Below are 20,218 nucleotides of genomic sequence, written 5' to 3'. Positions count from 1 at the left end.
CCCGCGTGGGGGTTCTCAGCCTTCGATAACCGCGAGTTATCGCCACCTCGCTCACCCAACAGGGCGGGGGTTACGCGATAAGTCTTGCTGAAGCACGAGAACCTGAGCCGCCTGGCAGCTCCGCGACATTGCCTTGCTAGCCGGTTGTTTGATCCGACGGTTAGCCGCCCAACGGCTCGCGGAAACACGCCCCTTGATCACCCATGGAAGATTGGGATATATGCAAAATCGAATAAATTCGCTTCCGAATAAATGAGGCGCATATGAGTGGCGGGTTGGGTGAACCTACGCATCATCGGACAGGCGAGCGAGCCACTCTGAAGCGGAAGCTCGAAGCTGGCGTGAACATCCACATGCCCGCCCCACGCCGCATTGGGAAGACATGGACGATCGGGCGTCTTGCGAGTGACCTTCGAAGGGCCGGGTGGCTCGCTGTTGAGGTCGATGTCCAGGGCATGAGCACACCGCATCAGTTCGCTGCTGACCTCTGCGCTCGCATTGAGGAACAGATCGACGCGAAGAAGCGAGTCATGGCTCACCTGACGAAGCGCCTTGACGGCCTGCTTGGCGGTGGCTGGGGTGATAAGCCGCTTGAGGCTCTCGGGCGTGTCGACCCCGTGCAGTTTGCCGAGACGCTGGTCGATGCTTTGAGCCAGTCCGAGAAGAATACCGTCGTCATCATCGACGAGATCTCCTACTTCTTCCTGGCGCTCGCCGAGACAGACGCCAAGGCGGCGCATCAGTTCGCCTACCAGCTTAGGGCGCTGCAGTTGCGCTACAGGAAGGTCCGCTGGTTGATCACCGGCTCGATCGGTCTCGACACCATTGCCCGACGCTACAACCTGCAAGGTGCCTTTGTCGATTTCGAGACCTTTCCGCTGGAGTCATTCACGCCCGAACAGGCGCGGTCGTATCTGCGCGATCCGGCCGTTCAGGAGCAGCTCAACCACCCTTTTACAGCCGGCGACGAAGCTTTCGATGCGATGTTCGCCGATCTCGGCTGGCTTGCGCCGTTCTACCTTAAGCTCGTTGCAAACGAGGTTCGCCCCTCGATCCAGGGTGCGGATGGGCCGGGGCAGGCCACAAAGGCCGACTTCGAAGCCGCTTTCGAGCGGCTCCTGCAACCCAACCGCCGCGCCGAATTTGCGGTCTGGCCCGAGCACGTCCGGAAGAACCTCCCCGCTGCCGACCGTGCCATTGCGGAGCGCTTGTTGGCCGCACTCTCGCGGCACTTGGAGGGCGAGACCGAGGATACGCTGATCGCCCACACCGTCTTGGCCGAGACTGGCGCTGGCCAGCGACAGGTCCGGGAGGTTCTGTCCATGCTCATCACGGATGGTCTGCTCATGCGCGACGGGCAGCGATTCAAATTTCGGTCCGGTCTGGTTCGCCGTTACTGGCTAGATTACGAAGCCGCATGAACATGCGCCCGCTTCAGACGCTCTACAATCCAAATAGCCAACGTAACGACGACAGGTTCATCCAGGACTTCGTCGCGCGCAAACCGCTTCTTGACATGCTGCTACGCCGCCTTCGCACCGCGCGATCTGATACTCTAGGCGCCCACAACGTCCTGATCGGGTCGCGCGGCATGGGCAAGACCACTCTGCTCAGGCGCCTCGCGATCGCGATCGAGCGCGATCCGGACCTCTCAGCCCAGTTCGTCGCTCTAAATTTTCGCGAGGAGCAATACAACGTGCTCACCCTCGCCGACTTTTGGCGCAATTGCGGTGAGTCACTCGCGGAATGGGCGGAGGCTGCAGGCCGCGAGGATCTCGCTCAGCGTCTCGACGCCTCGCTGAATGGTGAGGCGTGGGCCAGCGACGACGGGGCAGCTGAGCAGTTCAGTAACGAGATGACCGCGCTCGGGAAGCGGGCCGTGCTGCTCGTCGACAACCTCGACCTCATCCTCAATGCACTCTCGTTTGAGAGCAATTGGGCGATGCGCCGCCGTCTTCTGGCAGCTGGCGGGCCGATAATGATCGGTGCCTCGACCCACGCGCTAACCCAAGCGGCTGACCGGAATGAGGCCTTCTACGAATTCTTTCACCCGGTCTATCTAGACCCGCTCAGCGCGCAGGAAACCGAGCAGTGCATGCGCGCCTTCGCAATCAGAGGGGGCGAGCATGGCGGCAATGTCCTTCGCATCCTGGACTCGCAGCCCGAGCGCCTAAACACGCTGCACAGACTGACGGGCGGCAACCCGCGTGTCCTCGCGCTCATCTACCGCCTGCTCGGAACTGGCGAGTCCGACGCGGCGATGGCCGACCTAGAGCTCTTACTTGACCAGGTTACACCGTATTACAAGGCAAAAGTCGAAGAGTACCGCACGGCGCAGCAGCGCGCGGTCATCGATGCCATCGCGCTGCACTGGGATCCGGTCACCACCGGCGATCTCGCGCGGCTGACCAATCTTCCCGCCACCACTCTGTCGCCGCTACTGATCCGGCTGCGCAAGGACGGGTTTCTTGAGCAGGTCGAGCTGTCCGGCGCCTATGGTGGGCACCAACTCGTCGAGCGATTTCTCAACGTCTGGTACCTGATGCGGCATGGCACCAGGCGCACCAAACAGAAGATGCGGTGGCTCGTCGCGTTTCTGACCTCATTTTATTCCTGGACGGAACTAAGCGAGATGGCCGGCCGTACGCCGAACCGAGCCGATTGGCACCGCGATTACCGGCTCGCGTTCGACGAGGCCCTGAAGCGGCAAGCCTCATACGTCGAGGAGGAAGACCTGCGAGGTCCTCTCCTGTCGAAGACTCGCCTATCAAAGGTGCAGCCGGCTGCCGCCCTCGAAGTGGTTGCCGATGAGGATTTGGCAAATATTGGCGGGCCGAACCATCCAACAATGAGCCAGGATCCGAGCCTCGATGTGTCGAAGTCGCGCGCTTCCGACCGCCATGATGCACAAAATCCAATCAGCGAAGTCAGGAGGCTCCTCGCCAAAGCTTGGGATCTTGTTCTTGCGGGCAACGCGGCGGTGGCAATCCCAATTTACGAGAGCGTTCTCGCTCTCTGCATCGAAGCCCCCGATGTCGGTTTGCGAGAGCAGGTTGCGCGAGCGCTCAACGGCAAGGCGCGCGCCCTTGCTGAGCTTGGTGACCTGGTCGCGTCAATCACCATCTACGACGACGTCCTCGCCCGCTTCGCGGACGCTCCCAGGCCCATCCTGCGCGAGCAGGTCGCCAGGGCGATGATCAACAAAGCCATCATCCTTGGCCAGGTCGGTGATCCCGCGGCAGCGATTACCGTCTACGATGATCTCCTGGCCCGCTTCTCAGATGCTCCCGAGCCCGGCCTGCGCGAGCGGGTCGCCAAGGCGTTGGTCAACAAAGCCATCATCCTTGGCCAGATCGGCGATCCCGCGGCGGAGATCGCTGTCTACGACGATGTCCTCGCCCGCTTCGCGGACGCTCCCGATCCCACCCTGCGCGAGCAGGTCGCCAGGGCGATGATCAACAAGGCTGTTACCCTCGGCCACACCAACGATCCCGCGGGGGAGATCGCCATCTACGACGATCTTCTCGCCCGCTTTGCGGACGCTCCCGAGCCCACCCTGCGCGAGCCGGTCGCCAGGGCGATGGTCAACAAAGCCATGGCCCTTAGCCAGATCGGCGATCCCGCGGCAGCAATCACCGTCTACGACGATCTCCTCGCCCGCTTGGCGGATGCTCCCGAGCCCACTCTGCGCGAGTGGATTACGAGGGCGATGGTCAACAAAGCCATGGCCCTCGGCCAGATCGGCGATCCCGCGGCGGAGATCGCCGTCTACGACGATCTCCTCGCCCGCTTCGCGGACGCTCCCGAGACCATCCTGCGCGAACCGATCGCCAGGGCGATGATCAACAAGGCCATCACCCTCCGCCAGATCGGCGATCCCGCGGCAGCAATCACCGTCTACGACGATCTCCTCGCTCGCTTCGCGGACGCTCCTGAACTTGGCATGCGCGAGCGGGTCGCCAGGGCGATGATCAGCAAGGCCCTCACGCTCGGCGAGATCGGCGATCCCGCGGGGGAGATCGCCATCTACGACGATCTCCTCGCCCGCTTCGCGGACGCTCCCGAGCTCACCCTGCGCGAGCGGATCGCCAGGGCGATGATCAACAAGGCTATCACCGTAGGCCAGATCGGTGATCCCGTGGCGGAGATCACCGTCTATGACGATCTCCTCGCCCGCTTCGCGGACGCTCCCGAGCCCACCCTGCGCGAGCAGGTCGCCAGGGCGATGATCAACAAGGCTATCACCGTCGGTCAGATCGGCGATCCCGCGGGGGAGGTCGCCATCTACGACGATCTCCTCGCCCGCTTTGCGGACGCTCCCGAGCCCACCCTGCGCGAGCAGGTCGCTGCCGCGATGGTCAGCAAGGCTATCACCGTCGGCCAGATCGGCGATCCCGCGGCAGCAATCACCGTCTACGACGACATCCTTGCCCGCTTCGTGGACGCTCCCGAGCCCACCCTGCGTGAGCAGGTCGCCAGGGCGATGATCAGCAAGGCCATCACCCTCAGCCAGATCGGCGATCCCGCGGCAGCAATCACAGTCTACGACGATCTCCTCGCCCGCTTCGCGAATGCTCCCGAGACTGCCCTACGCGAGTGGGCCGCAAGGGCGATGGTCAACAAAGCCATGACCCTCGGCCGGACCGGCGATCCCGTGGCGGAGATCGCCGTCTACGACGATCTCCTCGCCCGCTTCGGAGACGCTCCCGAGCCCGGCCTGCGCGAACAGGTCGCCGCCGCAATGGTCAGCAAGGCTATCACGCTCGGCGACATCGGCGATCCCGCGGCAGCAATCACCGTCTACGACGATCTCCTCGCCCGCTTCGCGAATGCTCCCGAGACCGCCCTACGCGAGTGGGCCGCCAAAGCGATGATTGGCAAGGCCCTCACCCTCGGCGAGATCGTTGATTCCGCGGCGGAGATCGCCGCCTACGACGATCTCCTCGCCCGCTTCGCGGACGCTCCCGAACCCGGCTTGCGCGAGCAGGTCGCCAGGGCGATGGTTAACAAGGCCATCACCTTCGGTGAGATCGGCGATCCCGCGGCGGAGATCGCCGTCTACGACGATGTCCTCGCCCGCTTCGCAGGCGCTCCCGAGCCTGGCGTGCGTGAGCCGGTCGCCAACGCGGTACTCATTAAGGCAAACGCGCTACGCGCTGAAGGGAAGATTTCGGCCGCTATCGACACCTTCGAGGACTTCCTGCAGCGCAGCGCCGACATTTCGCCAGGCTTGACAGATCAGCGCCAGGCAGAGGTCCGTATCGGGCTTGCAAATCTGCTGCTGGACTTCGAGGGAGATTTGGTTCGGCCTGAGGTGCTCTATACCGAGGCAAGTCTTGCTCGGCCTCTGTCTGCGAAGGGAAACCTCGCCTGGTTCTTGTTGCTGGCAGGCCGATCCGCCGAGGCTCACTGCGTGCTCGACGATCTGAAAGACCTGCCCGAGAGTGGCTTTGAATTGCTGAAGGCGGCTATCGAATTCGCGGGCGACAATCTCGGATCTGCAACAAGCCACCTTAAGAAAGCGCTGGATCGTGGTCTCGACTTAGTCGAAGTTAGCTTCGAAGACGATCTGGAGCGGCTGCTCCGCCTCGCGCAGAACAAGGGCCATGGCGAGCATCTCCTCACCTGGTTCGAGCAGTCCGACTACGCCGACAAGCTCGCCCCACTCTACGTCGCCTTCAGGGCCTATGTGAGAGGCGCCGCGCTTCTCCGCGATGTCAATCCGGAGGTGCGTCACCCGGCCCAGATGATCTACGACCGACTTGACGCTCCGCGCCGGCACACCGCTGCCACGGAGCCGTCGAAGTCGAAGCGCACGCGAAGGACCACACGTCGCCGCAAAACGTAAGGCTCCCTGGCAATTGGCTTTCAAGGGTACGCGAGTGGGCCGTTATATCTGTTCGAAGCGATTTGCGAAGCCAACGGTGAGCTAGCGCAGCATCAGCTCAATCGAGCAACATCGACTGATCCGCGCCATTATAGCTTGTGCAGCTGCAAGCCTCCCAAGGAGGTTCCTGACAAACGATAATCAGATATTACCGAACCTTCGAGGAAACGATGGGTAACCATCTCATCAGCCTAGAGAATTCGGTTGCCATTGAGCACCCTTCCGCCCTCATCTCCATCGACATTGAGCGCTTCGCCGATCAGGCTCGTGACTATGCCGCCCTCGCCCGGTCCGCTAACACCCGCCGGGCTTACGCCTCCGACGTGTGGGCGTTCGAGGCATGGTGCGAGGCACGTGGCGCCTGCGCGCTACCCGCCGCACCCGGGATCCTGCTGGGCTACCTGATGGACCACGCCAGCACCTTGAAGGTCGCGACACTGCGCAGGCGCCTTGTAGCGATCCGGGAGCACCATGCCGCGGCTGGGTACGTGCTCAACACATCCTCGCCTGCATTCCGAGATACCTGGGTGGGGCTACAGCGAGCCCACGGGCAACCGGCGGCGAAGAAGCGCCCGCTGATGACGATGGAGCTACGCCGGGCGGTCGAGGCGCTCCCGCGCACCCTCACCGGCAAGCGAGACCGTGCCTTGATCCTGGTAGGCTTCGCTGCGGCGCTGCGCCGGTCTGAGCTGGCTTCTTTGGAGATCGCCCAGAGCGACGGCGCCTCTTGGATCGAGGAGCGGTCCGACGGCTTGGTAATCCACTTGGCGCGGACCAAGACCGATCAGAAGGGCGAGGGAGCTGAGATCGGTGTTCCGTACGGTTCAAACCCCGAGACTTGTCCGGTGCGGACCTATCGAGCCTGGCTCAAGGCGTCGAAGCTGAAGGCCGGCCCCGCGTTCCGGCCCATTGCCCGAAACGACCGGATCCGCGATCGAGCTCTCACGGGCAAGAGCGTCGCTACCATCGTGAAGAGTGCGGTTGAGGCGGCCGCTTTGGCGGATGGTGATACACCGCGGCAGGCAGCCAAAAAGGCAGCGGCCTATGCCGGCCACTCGCTCCGCTCCGGTTTGGCGACTTCGGCCGCTGCGAATGACGCGCCGGGGCATGCCATCCAACGACAGCTCCGACATCGGAAGTTCGACACGACGGCGGGCTACATCCGATCGGGGCAGCTATTTCGTCAGAACCCGGCCGGAATGGCCGGCCTCTAAACCGCATACGGGCCGTTAAAGAGGTCCCCGAGCGCCTTGCGCCGAGACAGGGTGAGCCGCCGACGCCTCTGATGCTCCGGCCGATCGTGGAGTCCGCGGTGTTGTGGTTGCGATGCGCCGCGGCCAGGATCACGCGGGTTCGGCGCGCCCGCGCGAGGATGTCGGCCTCGACGGCGCCCCGGATCCGACGGCCCCAGCCATCTCGCCAGCGGCCGGCGTCTGCATCCCACCATCGCCCATCGCCGAGATGGAAGACCACCCGCCCGTGCGGCCGCTCGCAGCTCTCACAACACCCCTGCGCGCGACCGAACCGGATGGCCATCGAGAACTGTGGCCAGTCGATCGGGTAGAAGAGGCGATGCTGGCCCCGGATGGGCATGTGAGGCGGACTGCGACACCGATGGTGAATAATGCGTAGCAGTAGAGCGCCGAGCGAGCCCGCACAGGGGTGCCTGCATGCGGGAGGCGCGAGGCTCTAGCCCCCGGTCCTGCCTGAGCGCCCCTGACACGCGGTCCCGTGACCCTCTACTGAGCCCTCCGGCTTGGCTTTGGGGAGATATGCATGGTGGCGATTGCTCCGCGGAAAGTGGGACGGCTCACTCGGCTCTGGCCAGCTCGGTCGCTCCCGGCTCCTCCCGCGCCTCGCCCATCCGAAAAAGGTGCGCGCCCAGATACACTCCCGCCTCGCCCCCTAATGGCCGCCGAACTGATCGCGATGGCGCGTGCGGCTCGTCGAGGTCAGGAGGCTCGGGAGCCGCGATGATCAAAGTCCGCCTACCCCTGCTCCGAGGATGCGGCGCTAGACCGTGGAAACCACACGACCGGGGCAGCCCCATCCCTGGGATTGCTCACGCCGGCGTCATCATCGAAACGGTCAAGTGCCGCGATGATGCGCTCGGCAGTGTCCATGGCCTCTCGGGCCGCTTCCTCAAGCTCCGCGCGGAGCGCCGCTCGATCAAGGGCCCGGGCGGTCAGCTGCCCGCCGGCGGCCGCGAGCCCTGGGAACCGAAACACGTCACCCATCGATGAAATCTCCGCCACCGCCTTGATCGGATGCGTCGCGGTGGTCGAGGTTGGAGGATAGGAGTCCAGGGCGCAGCGGGCACTGGCCGCGCCCTCAGAATTTCAGGCCAGTCGAACGCGAGCGATCAGCTCCAGGACCCGGAACATGTCTTCCGACAGGTCGACGCCGAGCAACCGCTGGACATCGACCGCGTACCTCGCCAGCGCGATCGCACCGACCGGTGTCGAGGGCGAGCTTTCTAGGAGTGGGCTGCGCAGATGGTCGAGCAGGGCGTCGGTCGCTTCGTTCTCGGCCTGAGGCCGCCCCCCGTCTGGGGCGTTCGGCAGAGCGCGCGCCTTCTCGCAGGCAGCCTGAAGCTTCCGGCCATCGCGGATCACGGCCAAGATCGGGTCTGCGGGACGGTCGGGGACGCGAGCGCGCAACGTCTCGGCACGGTCGCGAAGGGTCGGGCTCGCCTCGAGCTGCGGCTTCTTGGGTGTCTGGGCCATATCGATGTCTCCGGATGGGGGGCTCGCGAGCGCTCCGGCCCGCAGCCCGGGGGGCTGGAAGGGGTCAGAGCAGCGTAGCGAGACCAGTGAGGACGGCGCCTGCGCCGATGATGGCGACTGCAGCCAGGACCTCGCCGGCAAGGCCGGACACGCGCAGCAGGCCCTGCCTTGCCTCGCGCGGGGCCTCAGTCCGGCAGGGCGGCGCGCGCCGCTCCGCCTGTTGTGCAAGACAACCCGTGGGCGCGGCCGCGGGCAGCAGATCCGAGCCAACGAACCGCGACAGGTCGGCTTCACGAGCGAGAACGAACCGGTCGAACCAGCCGTCAGTCTCCGCGGTGATCCCTTCCTGACGGATTAGCCAGCGCAGATGACGGATGAGGGCGAGTGCGCCGGTGTGGGAGCTGCATGGGGTGGCGAGCAGATTGCCGAGCGCAGCACACAGCTGGATCTCGGCGATCTCGAACTGCCAGCCGGCATCGGCGGCGGCACGAACGGCCCAGGCCTCAGCGTGGGTGTCGATCGCAGCCAGCACTGGGTCGGCCGCAGCCAGCACTGGGTCGGCCGCCAGGGTGCGGATTGCGGCTGCTAGGGCGATTGGCCGAGGGCTGAAATCAGGGATGCGGGCGTGCGACATCGTTCGGGCTCCGGTGAGGGCTCGTGGTGGCGAGTTCGATGGGGGTGAGGAGCGGGGTCCCGTTTCGGCGCCAATCCGGCGCCGCGATCAGGAGGTCAGTGCGCAGCCATGTGGCGAGCTAGCTTGGCGGCGCCCCAGGCGGCCTTGAGCGCCACCGACATCGCCTCAGCCCAGGCGCAGCCGAACCGCTCCTGGTGGGCACGGGCGGCCTTCGCAGCGGCCTGCATGATGGCCGAGCGGTCGAACTTGCCCGCCACGACCAGCGGGCGGCGGCTCGTGCGGACCGTCAGGTTGACCGAGGCTTTCGCCGCGAGCAGCCCGGCCGGGACCTTGGCGCGATCGTCGCGCACATCGCGGAGGGCGGTATTCCAGGAGAGGCGGCGCTGGAGGGACATTAGGGACCTCGGTGATGGTTCACGCGGCACTCGTTATGCGCTAAACCTAACCAGAGAGGCCCAGGGCGTCAAGCTCTGTACATCAGGGATTATGTGTGAGACATGAGATCGGCCGGAATGGTGAAGGCAGGACGTGATCTAGTTGGCTGGTCCCAAGCCGATCTAGCCGCGCGCTCTGGTCTGTCGCTGCCCACGATCCAGCGGATGGAAAATCCGGCTTATGGGCCCCTCCGCAGCTCAGGAGCTAACCTTGAGAAGCTGCGCAGCGCCTTCGGAGACGCGGGAGTTACCTTCAGCAGTGAAGGCGGCCGAGAGTGCGTCTGCTTCGAGCCCAAGCCAAGCTAACGTCTACGTCATTCAGGCCGAGGGCGGTCCGGTGAAGATAGGGATTGCAAGCGACCCGCAGAAGCGTCTCGCGGCCCTACGCACCGGTACGCCGTTTCGCCTATCGCTCGCGCACGTTGAGGCGATTGGGGAGGACCTGCGGGCGGTGAGCGTCGAACGGGCAGCTCACGCCATACTGTCCGCCTCACGCGCTCACGGCGAGTGGTTCAGCGTGACGGCCGAAGAGGCTATAGATGCCGTACGGAGGGCCACGGCGGACCTACGGACCAGGGTCACTGGGACGTCACCACCCGCGGCGCTGTCTGGCGGAGCCACGATCGACCCCGTTCAATGCCGTGTGGCGCGAGCTCTCCTAGACTGGACTCAGCAGGACCTCTCCGATGTGGTCGGGCTCAGCAAGGTAACGATCCGAGCCTTCGAGAAAGGGGGCGGAATGCGGGATGGTAACCGCGCCCTGCTGCGATTGGCTTTCGAGAGAGCTGGCGTGCAATTCATTGATATGAATGGTGGCGGACCGGGCGCTCGGCTGAAGGAGCCGATCTAAGCGTTGCTGTTTATGCCATTCCTCTCGACGACGGCTCCTTGAGAGCAGGTATCCGCTGCCTGGGCCCGTCCACAATGGGTGGTTTCCTGACTGTCCGGTTGCGGGAGACAACCCAATGGAAGCGGACGTCGCTGCCCCAACGGTTCACATCTCGATCACACCGGTCACGCTCCGCTTGACAGCCGCTCCAGCCGACGCTTTTTTGGCTGCGGTCAGTGCAGCCTGCCGCTCGCGCCGCAAGGTCTGGTGAATGCACTCATGCGCTCGAACAGGTCTGACCTTCTGGGCGGTCCCGTCGGCAATGCGAGCCCCGATATCCGAGATCGCCCGGTTGAAGGATCGGACGCATGCATACCCCCCGTGACCCGAAGGCGATGGCGAAGAACCTCCGCCAAGCGCTCGCCGAACGGCATATCGAGATAACCCACAGCGACAGCCTGGAATGCGTGGCTCGCCAGTTCGGGTGGCGTGACTGGAACACGCTCGCGGCGCAGCTCGACCGACCACCCCTGCGGATACCAGAGGGTTGGAACATCGGCGGCACGCGCAGCGACGACTACGAGATGGGGTTCGATCCCAAGGAGAGCTGCGCACTCATCCGGTACAGAGCCGATTATGCGGAACCGATACCGGGCAATCGTGGATCTGGATTCGGAACGCTGATGCAGCGCTTCAGGGCAGACGCATACCGGGGCAAACGCCTTCAGCTCCAAGCTCAACTCAAGGCGGACGCGGTAACGGGGGCGGCCACGATCTGGTTTCGCGTCGACGGCGACAAGACCCGCGCCATCGCCTTCGACAACATGGAGGGACGCGCAAGCGAAGGCCCACTCACCGGCACCGTCGATTGGCAGGATAGGTCCATCGTCCTCGATGTTCCCCCCGATGCTCGGTCGATCCACTTCGGATTTTATCTTCGAGGCGGCGGAAGCGTATGGGCGCGGCGGTTTCGCTTCGCGGAAGTGGATGAATCCGTGGACGTGACCGATGATCTCACGCCACAAAGGATCGCCCCGATGAACCTCGATTTCGCGGCCGTGGCGTAGAACTCGCGCCGTCGGCTTGGTGGATGCAGCGCCAAGCCGATCCGGCCGTGCCGATGGCCTGTCTCGGGAAGCGCTCACGACAGTCAGGACGACTGGCATGGGTGGTTTTCAGGCAGCCCGCTTTCGGGCGATAATACGAGAAGACAGACATCGGATCTTCGGTTGACAAACATCACGATGCACGAGGCGTTGCGCTCGCTTCTCGATTTGCCGGACGAGATGGGACGCCCTCCCAAACCGGTGACCCCGAAGGATATCGAGGACTTCGAACTGTCCGAGAACGTGCGCATGCCGGAAGACCTCAAGGCATTCTGGCTCGCGTACGGGGCGCGTCAACTCGGCAGCAAATCGATCTTCTGCTTCAAGGCGAAAACCACCTTTGCGAACGGGAAGAAAAAGAGGATCGACGTCGGTGCGATCGGTGGTCCACATGCGCTCGCGGAAACCCGGCAGCGGTATCTCGACCCGCTCTACGGCAATTCCGGACCACGTCTCCCCGATGCACTTTACCCGCTGACGTTCGACGCCGGCTATGGTCATTGCCTGATTGATCTCACGCCCGAACATCATGGGCGCATCCTATATATCGTCATCAAGTCCAAGACTTTCGGGGCACGGGGTTACGATTGGAATTCCATCGGCGTCGTGGAGAACAGCTTCGCCGATTTCCTGGCCAGCTTGATACCCGATTACCTTTGATCTCGACGCTCAACGCATTAAAGAGGGATCGTCCGCTTTCGGAAGGCTGATGCGCTGTTTGAGGCGTCCGATTTGGGTCGCTAGCGGACGGGTTGATCGGTCAGGACTTGTCCACCAAGTCGATCCGAAGGCGCGATCCGGTCACGTCGGCATACCGGCGCAGCGACGCGAGACTGGGCACCCTCACCCCTCGTTCCCACCGGCCGACCACCGCCTCCGATACCCCGATCTGGCTCGCCACCTCGGCGCGGGTCAGGTTCGCCCGCCGCCGGGCGTCACAGAGCGCGAAGGCGATCATCATGGGGAGCTCGCTTGCCTCCCAGGCGGCCCGGTATGCCGGATCCTCGTCCATCATCTGCTGATGAACGACCTGGGCCGGGATCGTCGTCATACCCATCTCTTGGTGACCTCGCGGGCTTTTCACGTGTTGCGTGGCCCTCAGTGCCCACGCGCTGCAAACTTTGGCTATCGAGGCGCACCCTCCGCGGCGGATATCGCAAGACAGGGCTTCAGAATTTTAGAACGCGGACTCATCCAACCAACTTGGATGTTTCTCCGCTTGACCGGTTCAAAAGGCTCGTAATCCGCCGCCCTCCGTATCCAAGTTACTTGGATATACATTCGACATGGGTTGGACACGCGCTTGATATTTGGTGATGTTGGTTGATCGAGCTTGCTCAACTTTGCTGTCTGTGCAAGCTCGACTCCCAGCTGTCTTTCGCCGTTGCGCTGGCGTTGGGCCGTGACTGACAAGGCGAGGCTGGGTCTAGAATGGTTGCGCCAGCAGAGCGGCATCCAAACCGCTTTCACCGGGGCGAGGGCAGAGTGGTGGTGCGGCCGCCGACGTTGGGTATTCGTTCAGGTGCGCCCGAGTGGCTCGCCAATGAGTAGGGCCCGGGCGGTCATGCCGCTCCCGCTCAATATCCCCAAGCGCGGCCTCACGGCCGAGCAGGCGGCGGAGTACTGCGGCTGCGAGACTGTGGATGCCTTCCAGACGTGGGTGAAGCGCCGCATCGTGCCCGGCCCGATCCCGGGCACGCATCGTTGGGACCGCAAGGCCATCGACGCCGCCCTTGATCACCTGTCGGGACTCACGAAGGATGCCAGCTCCTCATTCGACGACTGGGCGCGGCGGAATGCGCGTGGAGCTCAAGGGCATCAATAAGGTCCGGCGCAAGCTCGCGGACGGTTCCTGCAGCACGCACTACTACCACCGTCGCACGAAGACGAAGCTACCCGGCGAGCCGGGGTCGCAGGCCTTCGTCGCGGCTTGGCACGAGGCCGAGAAGAAGCCCACGCGCCCGCCCGAGAGCGACACGGTGGCCGGTCTCATCCGGCAGTACTGCGCCTCCAATCAGTGGCGAAAGCTCGCCGACTCAACGAAGGATATCGGCCGGCTGAACCTGCGCGCCGTCGAGGACCGCTGGGGCGACACGCCGCTCGTGCACGTCCAGAACCGCAAGAGCCGGCCGATCTTCCTCGGTTGGCACGACGAGATGGCGGAGACGCATCCGCGGGCGGCCGACAACAAGATGGCCGCGCTCCAGCGCGTATTCTCCTGGGCACTGGGCCGCGGACTGATCGAGCTCAATCCGATCGACACGTTCGAGCGTGCCTACCGCGCGGAGCGGGCCGAGCTGATCTGGCTGCCTCATCACGTCGAGGCCTTCGCCGGCGCGGCCTCGGCCGAGCTGCGGCTCGCGCTCGACCTGGCGCTGCACACCGGTCAGCGCCGCGGCGACCTGTTGCGCCTTCCTTGGTCGGCCTACGACGGCGAGGCGATCACCCTGCGCCAGGGCAAGACGGGGAGGGCGGTCTGGATCCCGTGCACGGATGCGCTGAAGCGCGCCCTCGATGTGGCGCCGCGTCGAGCGACCACGGTGCTGACCCGGCCAACCGGCGTGTCCTGGACTGACGACGCGTTCAAGAACGCGTGGGCGCTGGCCTACCGGAAGGCGGCGATGGCCGACGACCTGCACTTCCACGACCTGCGCGGGACGGCCGTGACCATGCTGTCGGAGGCCGGCTGCACACCGCAGGAGATCGCGGCAATCACCGGCCACACTGTGGCTTCGGTGAACCGCATCATCGAGGTCTATCTGGCCCGGACGAAGGATCTGGCGCGCGGCGCGATCGTGAAGCTCAACGCCCACCGAAGGAACCGAATTTAATGGGTCAGAACAATCTTCCACTTTAGCCTTGAGATATCGGCTCGAGTGCGGCAAGTATCTCCGGGAATACGATAATCCTGGGGTGCTTCATTCCCGCGTCCGCAGCAATTCCTGCATCGATTAGATTGTTTATGTTATTCGATGCGCCCTGCCAGCTGACTTCGAGTAGCTCGGCTATTTCTGGAATGCTCCTCGCTGGCCGTTCAAATGCCAGATCTATGATGCGTAGTGCGAGAGCAGACCCGCGGGCCTTTTGAAAACGATCCCGATAAGATTTCTGAAGGTCCTGTAGCCGCTCGACAACTCTGATTGTCTGCTGGCATGACTCGGTTACGGCGCGAAGAAAGAAATTGATCCAAGGTATCCAGGTTCCATGGCAGGATACCTGATACATAAGATCAATGTATTCGTCTTTATTTTCTTCGAAAAACGGACTCATGTATAGCAATGGTTGTACTAGCGCCTTCCTTTCCATCAACATCAGAGTAATGAACATGCGGCCAACGCGCCCATTTCCATCTGGGAATGGATGTATTGTTTCAAATTGGTAATGAGCTAATGCCGCATCGATCAAGGCGGGCATTTCATCCCTGTTCTGGCGATTTACATATTTCTCCAGATCGCTCATTGCCTCCTCTGCTTCTTTCGGAGGCGGGGGGACAAACCGAGCCGTAGCTATCTTCCCTTTACCGCCGATCCAGTTCTGATCTCTCTTTAGTTCGCCTGCGCGAATGATGGCTCCCCGATGTCTTCCCACGCCCCGGAGTAGCACCTCGTGCGCCTCGCGAATTATTCGAAGGGACAAAGGAAGTTCGTCTAATCGAGAGATGCTTGTTTCCAGAGCGCGTACGTAATTTAGTACTTCGCGAGTATCATGGGCCATGCTGGCTTCATTTGCGCCCGCTTCAAGCAGGACAAGCTCTGACAGCGTAGTATATGTGCCCTCCATGCTCGAAGATGACAGAGCTTCGCGCCGCTGAAGTGGTCTGATCAGCAGATAAGGATTTATAAGCGTTCTTCCGATGCCGTTCAGCTCGCCGAGGGCTTGAGAAGCCACGGCAAGATTTCCGAGCGCAGCAGTGAAATCAATGCCTGCGGGAGGCAAGGGGTTGGGCACGAAGGCTTGGCTGCCTTCAATCGTCGTTATGAGTTGCCCCGACGGAGAGGCAGAAAAAGCAGCGATGTCCATGGCCTGAGATTTCTGGCGATCCTGGTCGACCCTAGAGGTCTCAGCCGCACTTTTCAACGAAATGACCGTTCGGTTGGAAATCTCGTGTGGGCAGACAGCACGGTCGGCGACAGCGCTGCTCTCCGCGGGTTGGTTGCGGGTTCGAGAGCATAATTGGCGAGCTTCGTGCTGCCGGCTAATTCCAAGCGAGCGCATTTCGCGTTGGAATTAGCAGGGCGCGATCCAAGCTGCGTTGCATGCGGCGCGCTAATTCCAAGCGAGCGCGTTTCACATTGGAATTAGCAGGGCGCGATCCAAGCCGCGTTGCATGCGGCGCGCTAATTCCAAGCGAGCGCATTTCGCGTTGGAATTAGCAGGGCGCGATCCAAGCCGCGTTGCATGCGGCGCGTTAATTCCAAGCGAGCGCGTTTCGCATTGGAATTAGCAGGGCGCGATCCAAGCCGCGTTGCATGCGGCGCGCTAATTCCAAGCGAGCGCGTTTCGCGTTGGAATTAGCAGGGCGCGATCCAAGCTGCGTTGCATGCGGCGCGCTAATTCCAAGCGAGCGCGTTTCGCGTTGGAATTAGCAGGGCGCGATCCAAGCTGCGTTGCATGCGGCGCGCTAATTCCGGCGCACAGTCGTCTGCGTTAGTCAGCGGTCGCGCGATCGGGCCGTCGAGAAAGAAGGCAGGAGCCGGACACGCGGCGAATTGTTCCGCGGAACACATGGCTCCTGAGCATCGCGATGGGCCGGCCTGTAACCAGCCGCCAAACGGTATGCCGGAACGCCTATCGAACGTCCGCTGCAAACGGATCTGCAAACCGCGGTCGCGGCCCGTGACCCATGATCTAATGTAAGAGAGAAAACACCAACAAAAACAAGTTGGTGCGGCCAAGAGGACTCGAACCTCCACCCCTCGCGGGACTAGCACCTCAAGCTAGCGCGTCTACCAATTCCGCCATGGCCGCATCGGACGCGAAGACCGGTCCGTTTGCCCGACCGTCGCGCGCCGCGGGAGAACCCGGGGCCGCTTTCGTGTCGCGCGGCGCAGCGGATAACAGATCGTCCGGCCGCCGACAAGCGCCCCGCTCACGGGGAATCGTAGCCGCCCTCCAGGAAAGGCGCCGCGCCGTCGCCGATGCTGACGCCCGGCTCGACGATCGAGGCCGCCTTGCGGATCAGCTCGGTTACCTCGACGGAGATGCGGTCGCCGGTCACCACGATCTGCCCGCGGGCGATCGGGTGGTCGTTGGCCAGGATCTCGACCATGTCGCTGTCGCTGGCTTCCAGCTCGATCACGGCGCCGCGGCCCATGCGCAGCAGCATGTGCAGCGGCATGCGGGCACGGCCCAGTACCACCGTCAGATCGACCTTAAGGGTCTCGAAGACCGCCACCGCCTGCCACCCCGTCTCGCGGCCGAAACCTTGCAACCGCCGGCCGCGGATGTTGAAGGCTACGACCATCGACGCAGGATGGTGAACTCTTGGTAAACGCGCCGCGCCTCACGGTCAGCCCGCACGCCTTTCCGAAGCAGCCTGGTTCCGGTCCGGTCGCCGGCCCGGTGGGCTGGCGCGTGAGCGACGCGCCCGTGAGCTACGAGGCCGCTCTCGCTTGGATGGAGGCGCGTGCGGAGGCGATCGCCCGCGGCGCGGCGCCCGAATGCGTCTGGCTGCTGGAGCACCCGCCGCTCTACACGGCCGGCACCTCAGCCCGGTCCGAGGATCTCGTGACGCCGGACCGTTTCCCGGTCCACGCCACGGGGCGAGGCGGGCAGTACACCTATCACGGGCCGGGTCAGCGGGTCGCCTACGTGATGCTCGACCTCGACCGGCGCAGCCGCGACCTGCGTGCCTACGTGGCGAGCCTGGAGGCGTGGCTGATCGAGACGCTCACCGCCTTCAATGTCCGTGCCGAGCGCCGTGAGGACCGGGTCGGCGTCTGGGTGCGCCGGCCCGAGAAGGGGCCGGGCGTCGAGGACAAGATCGCGGCGATCGGCATCCGGGTGCGCCGCTGGGTCAGCTTCCACGGCATCAGCCTGAACGTCGAGCCCGATCTCATGCATTTCGACGGGATCGTGCCGTGCGGCGTCCGGGAGCACGGGGTCACGAGCCTCGTCGATCTCGGCCTGCCGGTGAGTATGCCGGAGGTCGACATACAGCTCCGAGCCGCCTTCGAGGCGATCTTCGGGGCGACCGCGATCGAGGCGACGGAGTGATCGGGCGTGCCGGCGATGCCTCCGGCGGCTGCGGCCGCCGCCTTTCTCAAGGGTGCAGGTCGCGTTCCCGAGCCTCTCCCCGGGACGGCCACGTCTTTCAGAAATCCGCGTGCAGCCGTGAGGCGAAGAAATGCGCGGGGCCGCGATCGCGGTTGTATCCGGGATTGTCGATAAACTGGTAGTCGAAGGTCAGGGTGACGAACTTCGTGAGGTTCAGGGCGTAGTAGGTCTCGAGTGCGCGCTCGGTCCCGTAGTTGAGGCGCCCGTCGCCGACCAGCAGGCCGAGATAGCCGGCCGCGAAGGCGGCCCGGTGCGAGGGCGAGAGCCCGTTCATGGCGGCGCCGATTCCGACCGTGTCGTCGGGTCGGTCCCAGGCCTTGCCTTTCAGTGACAGGCCACCGGAAAAGCTCTGGTCGATGTCCGTGAAGGAGATGTTCTCGGTGCGCCCGTCATTCAGGCTCGCCCGGGCGAACAGCCCGAGTTCGGGCGTCAGCGCCTGCTCCAGGTTGATGTAGCCACCGGTCTTGCGGCGGGGACGCCGCGTCGCCGCGACGGCGTCGTTGATGTCGTCGAACAGGCCGAGCTGCGTCAGGCTGACCACGTCGCGGTTGTTGGCCGAGACACCGACATTCGAGAACAGCCCGATGCGGATCTTGCCGGGTTGCTCCAGCCACGGGAGGACGTGGCGCTCCTCAAACTCGACGTTCAGCCCAGCACGCCGGAACACCCGCGGATCGAGCACGTCGCTCGACGGCTCCTTGGGCACCTGCGTGTAGGCGGCGCGGATCGCGAATTCCGGCCGGTTGTATTCGGCGTAGACCCCCTGCGTGAAACCCGGGAGGTTCGCCGGGAAGTCCCAGGCCGACGAGCCCCAGAGCGACCAGTTGAAGAAGTCCACGCGTGGGTCGTGCGCGTAGATGTTGCCGTCGAAGAAGTCGCCCAGCGCGAACTTGCCGGCGATCAGCGTGATCCGCTCGGCATCGTAGCGGGTAGCCACTTGGTTCGGACCGTCCGGCACCTCCACGGTCTCGCCGCCCAGCCCGAAGGTTTGCTTCACGTAGTAGCGGTTCGAGCGCAGCTTCGGGAATGGGGCGCCGGCCTTCTGGGCCTCGCCGTTGACGAAGCCGGCGGCGCCCAAGGTCCGCGACAGGCCAAAGCCCTGGCTGAACTCGGGATTGTAGTAGACCTCGGTGGTGTCGGTGAGCTTGAGCCCGAGGAAGATCGTGGCCGTGGTGGTTTGCCGGGCCTGGTGGGGGATCAGGCTCTGCGCGCCCTCGTAGGGCGAGCGGAAGCCGGGCACGCCCTGCGCAATCAGCGTCGTCTGGCCGTGCAGCGAGAAGCGGCCGGTATCGCCGTTGTCGGGGTCGTGCGGGGCAGTCTCGTCCGGGTCCTGCGGGACCTTCAGGCCGTCCGGAAACCACATCAGCCGCGCGAACAGCTGGTTGGAATTGAAGCTCGCCCGGGTTGTGACCGGCCCGCCCGCGTCGCCGGGCACTGCGCCCAGCGGAAAGCGCCGGCTGCCGCCCAGATCGATGTAGCGGTAGTCGATGCCCAGGGCGAGGCTGTCGGTGATGGCGTACTGCACGCCCGCGCCGAGGGTGAAGCCGAGATAGCCGAGGTCCTGCCGCGCCCTGGTCTGCCCGCCCGCGTCGAGATCCGGATAGTTCGCGAGGAAGTGCGCGTTCGCCCCCGCCAGCCCGAAGGTGCTGTAGATCAGATAGCGGTCGAAGCTGAAGCCGAGTCGGGCGCGCAGGGTGCCGTAGAGATCGGTCTTGGCGCGCACGACGTTGAAGGCCGGATCCACGTCCGCGTAGCCGAACCCTGCGATGGTCGAAGGGACGGGCCGCTTCAGATTCGCCGCGTCGAGACTCGCTTCGATGCCGTAGACCCACGGTCCGGCCTGCCAGTTCCAGCCGCCGAACAGGCCACCGACAGCCGTCGTGGCGTTCCGACCCCGGTCGCTGCGGCCGGTGGAATCGCCGCTCTTGAAGGTCGGAATCGGCCGGCCGCCGATCGTCGTCGGACCGAAATTGTAGGCTCCGTAGGATCCGCCGGCACTTCCCTCGAGGCCGACATAGCCCCCCGACCAGTCGGTATAGGCCGGCATGGCGGCGGCGGAGCGCGGGGCGGACAGATCAGCTGCCCGCGCGGCCACGGGCGCGAGGAGGGGCGCGGTCAGGATGAGCGCTGCGGTGCGGACCAGGGGCACGGAACGGGTTCTCATCCAATTTACAGAAAAGTATAGCACTTGCTAAAACGAGACTCGGCGTCGCGCAAGCCGCAGCGCTCCGTCTCGCCACAGGCCATCGCGCAGATCATGGCTGTTCCACTCCGCATCTTCGGTTCTCTGTATGGCGCCGGCATGACAATCCGGGCTCGGCCGGAC

15 protein-coding genes, 1 tRNA gene and 1 pseudogene are annotated in these 20,218 nt (G+C 64.1%); 8 read left to right on the top strand and 9 right to left on the bottom strand.

Annotated features, from left to right (window positions below; translation table 11 throughout):
* The first annotated feature begins 455 nt into the window (after positions 1–455).
* The 3 genes from CIW48_RS20200 to CIW48_RS20190 all read left to right on the top strand — a co-directional run bounded on the left by CIW48_RS20200 (position 456) and on the right by CIW48_RS20190 (position 7,101).
* Positions 456–1,421, top strand: a complete 966-nt coding sequence (locus CIW48_RS20200; protein WP_149312368.1) for a hypothetical protein — start codon at positions 456–458, stop codon at positions 1,419–1,421.
* Entirely contained in the window at positions 1,418–5,848 is a 4,431-nt protein-coding gene (locus tag CIW48_RS20195; protein ID WP_149312367.1) for a tetratricopeptide repeat protein, read from the top strand. The genes CIW48_RS20200 and CIW48_RS20195 overlap by 4 nt, the downstream gene beginning before the upstream one ends.
* 209 nt (positions 5,849–6,057) lie before the next feature.
* Positions 6,058–7,101, top strand: coding sequence for a tyrosine-type recombinase/integrase (locus CIW48_RS20190; RefSeq protein WP_149312366.1), 1,044 nt, complete (start codon positions 6,058–6,060; stop codon positions 7,099–7,101).
* Here the strand turns inward: CIW48_RS20190 and CIW48_RS34125 are convergent.
* From CIW48_RS34125 to CIW48_RS20165, 4 genes and pseudogenes are all read right to left on the bottom strand, one after another.
* Positions 7,098–7,480: pseudogene (locus CIW48_RS34125) on the bottom strand (hypothetical protein). The gene CIW48_RS20190 and the pseudogene CIW48_RS34125 overlap by 4 nt on opposite strands.
* Positions 7,481–8,226: 746 nt before the next feature.
* Complete coding sequence (locus CIW48_RS20175) at positions 8,227–8,613, bottom strand: hypothetical protein (RefSeq protein ID WP_149312364.1); 387 nt, start codon at positions 8,611–8,613, stop codon at positions 8,227–8,229.
* Positions 8,614–8,677: 64 nt separating this feature from the next.
* A complete protein-coding gene (locus CIW48_RS20170; protein WP_149312363.1) occupies positions 8,678–9,247 on the bottom strand; it encodes a hypothetical protein in 570 nt (189 codons plus the stop codon).
* Positions 9,248–9,342: 95 nt separating this feature from the next.
* Positions 9,343–9,642, bottom strand: coding sequence for a hypothetical protein (locus CIW48_RS20165; protein WP_149312362.1), 300 nt, complete (start codon positions 9,640–9,642; stop codon positions 9,343–9,345).
* Positions 9,643–10,878: 1,236 nt separating this feature from the next.
* Between CIW48_RS20165 and CIW48_RS20150 the strand changes: the two genes are divergently transcribed.
* Entirely contained in the window at positions 10,879–11,577 is a 699-nt protein-coding gene (locus tag CIW48_RS20150) for a glyoxalase superfamily protein (protein WP_149312359.1), read from the top strand.
* 162 nt (positions 11,578–11,739) lie between these two features.
* A complete protein-coding gene (locus CIW48_RS20145; protein ID WP_149312358.1) occupies positions 11,740–12,276 on the top strand; it encodes an SMI1/KNR4 family protein in 537 nt (178 codons plus the stop codon).
* 100 nt (positions 12,277–12,376) lie between these two features.
* On the opposite strand, the gene CIW48_RS20140 is transcribed toward CIW48_RS20145, so the two are convergent.
* The gene (locus CIW48_RS20140; protein WP_173009324.1) at positions 12,377–12,667 is read right to left on the bottom strand and encodes a helix-turn-helix transcriptional regulator; all 291 of its coding nucleotides are present in this window, start codon (positions 12,665–12,667) and stop codon (positions 12,377–12,379) included.
* 513 nt (positions 12,668–13,180) lie between these two features.
* Between CIW48_RS20140 and CIW48_RS20135 the strand changes: the two genes are divergently transcribed.
* Together CIW48_RS20135 and CIW48_RS20130 are read left to right on the top strand one after the other, a co-directional pair.
* Complete coding sequence (locus CIW48_RS20135) at positions 13,181–13,441, top strand: hypothetical protein (protein WP_246695339.1); 261 nt, start codon at positions 13,181–13,183, stop codon at positions 13,439–13,441.
* Entirely contained in the window at positions 13,413–14,447 is a 1,035-nt protein-coding gene (locus CIW48_RS20130) for a tyrosine-type recombinase/integrase (protein ID WP_149312355.1), read from the top strand. Before CIW48_RS20135 ends, CIW48_RS20130 begins: the two co-directional genes overlap by 29 nt.
* Before the next feature lie 22 nt (positions 14,448–14,469).
* Here CIW48_RS20130 and CIW48_RS20125 read toward each other — a convergent pair whose 3' ends face one another.
* The 3 genes from CIW48_RS20125 to CIW48_RS20115 form a co-directional block, all read right to left on the bottom strand.
* Positions 14,470–15,636 (bottom strand): Fic family protein, encoded by a 1,167-nt coding sequence (locus CIW48_RS20125; RefSeq protein WP_173009323.1) that lies wholly within the window; start codon positions 15,634–15,636, stop codon positions 14,470–14,472.
* Positions 15,637–16,499: 863 nt separating this feature from the next.
* A tRNA-Leu gene (locus tag CIW48_RS20120) sits at positions 16,500–16,584 on the bottom strand.
* A 121-nt stretch (positions 16,585–16,705) separates the two neighbouring features.
* Positions 16,706–17,011: a FliM/FliN family flagellar motor switch protein gene (locus tag CIW48_RS20115; protein ID WP_020095633.1), complete on the bottom strand. Its 306-nt coding sequence runs from the start codon at positions 17,009–17,011 to the stop codon at positions 16,706–16,708.
* An 89-nt stretch (positions 17,012–17,100) separates the two neighbouring features.
* On the opposite strand from CIW48_RS20115, the gene lipB reads away from it, so the two are divergent.
* Positions 17,101–17,832 (top strand): lipoyl(octanoyl) transferase LipB, encoded by a 732-nt coding sequence (lipB, locus tag CIW48_RS20110; protein ID WP_149312353.1) that lies wholly within the window; start codon positions 17,101–17,103, stop codon positions 17,830–17,832.
* A 97-nt stretch (positions 17,833–17,929) separates the two neighbouring features.
* Here the strand turns inward: lipB and CIW48_RS20105 are convergent, their stop codons facing one another.
* Complete coding sequence (locus tag CIW48_RS20105; protein ID WP_149312352.1) at positions 17,930–20,056, bottom strand: carbohydrate porin; 2,127 nt, start codon at positions 20,054–20,056, stop codon at positions 17,930–17,932.
* Positions 20,057–20,218: the final 162 nt, after the last annotated feature.

The organism is Methylobacterium sp. P1-11 (assembly GCF_008329595.1).
Classification (GTDB): Bacteria; Pseudomonadota; Alphaproteobacteria; order Rhizobiales; family Beijerinckiaceae; genus Methylobacterium.
This window is presented reverse-complemented; position numbering and strand designations above follow the sequence as displayed.

Bases quoted from the DNA above. Each gene is read 5' to 3' on its own strand.
- CIW48_RS20175 (WP_149312364.1), bottom strand. From the start codon at position 8,613: ATGGCCCAGACACCCAAGAAGCCGCAGCTCGAGGCGAGCCCGACCCTT.
- CIW48_RS20190 (WP_149312366.1), top strand. From the start codon at position 6,058: ATGGGTAACCATCTCATCAGCCTAGAGAATTCGGTTGCCATTGAGCAC.
- CIW48_RS20150 (WP_149312359.1), top strand. From the start codon at position 10,879: ATGCATACCCCCCGTGACCCGAAGGCGATGGCGAAGAACCTCCGCCAA.
- CIW48_RS20135 (WP_246695339.1), top strand. From the start codon at position 13,181: ATGCCGCTCCCGCTCAATATCCCCAAGCGCGGCCTCACGGCCGAGCAG.
- CIW48_RS20170 (WP_149312363.1), bottom strand. From the start codon at position 9,247: ATGTCGCACGCCCGCATCCCTGATTTCAGCCCTCGGCCAATCGCCCTA.
- CIW48_RS20140 (WP_173009324.1), bottom strand. From the start codon at position 12,667: ATGACGACGATCCCGGCCCAGGTCGTTCATCAGCAGATGATGGACGAG.
- CIW48_RS20200 (WP_149312368.1), top strand. From the start codon at position 456: ATGAGCACACCGCATCAGTTCGCTGCTGACCTCTGCGCTCGCATTGAG.
- CIW48_RS20130 (WP_149312355.1), top strand. From the start codon at position 13,413: ATGCGCGTGGAGCTCAAGGGCATCAATAAGGTCCGGCGCAAGCTCGCG.
- CIW48_RS20125 (WP_173009323.1), bottom strand. From the start codon at position 15,636: ATGGACATCGCTGCTTTTTCTGCCTCTCCGTCGGGGCAACTCATAACG.
- CIW48_RS20195 (WP_149312367.1), top strand. From the start codon at position 1,418: ATGAACATGCGCCCGCTTCAGACGCTCTACAATCCAAATAGCCAACGT.
- CIW48_RS20105 (WP_149312352.1), bottom strand. From the start codon at position 20,056: ATGAGAACCCGTTCCGTGCCCCTGGTCCGCACCGCAGCGCTCATCCTG.
- CIW48_RS20165 (WP_149312362.1), bottom strand. From the start codon at position 9,642: ATGTCCCTCCAGCGCCGCCTCTCCTGGAATACCGCCCTCCGCGATGTG.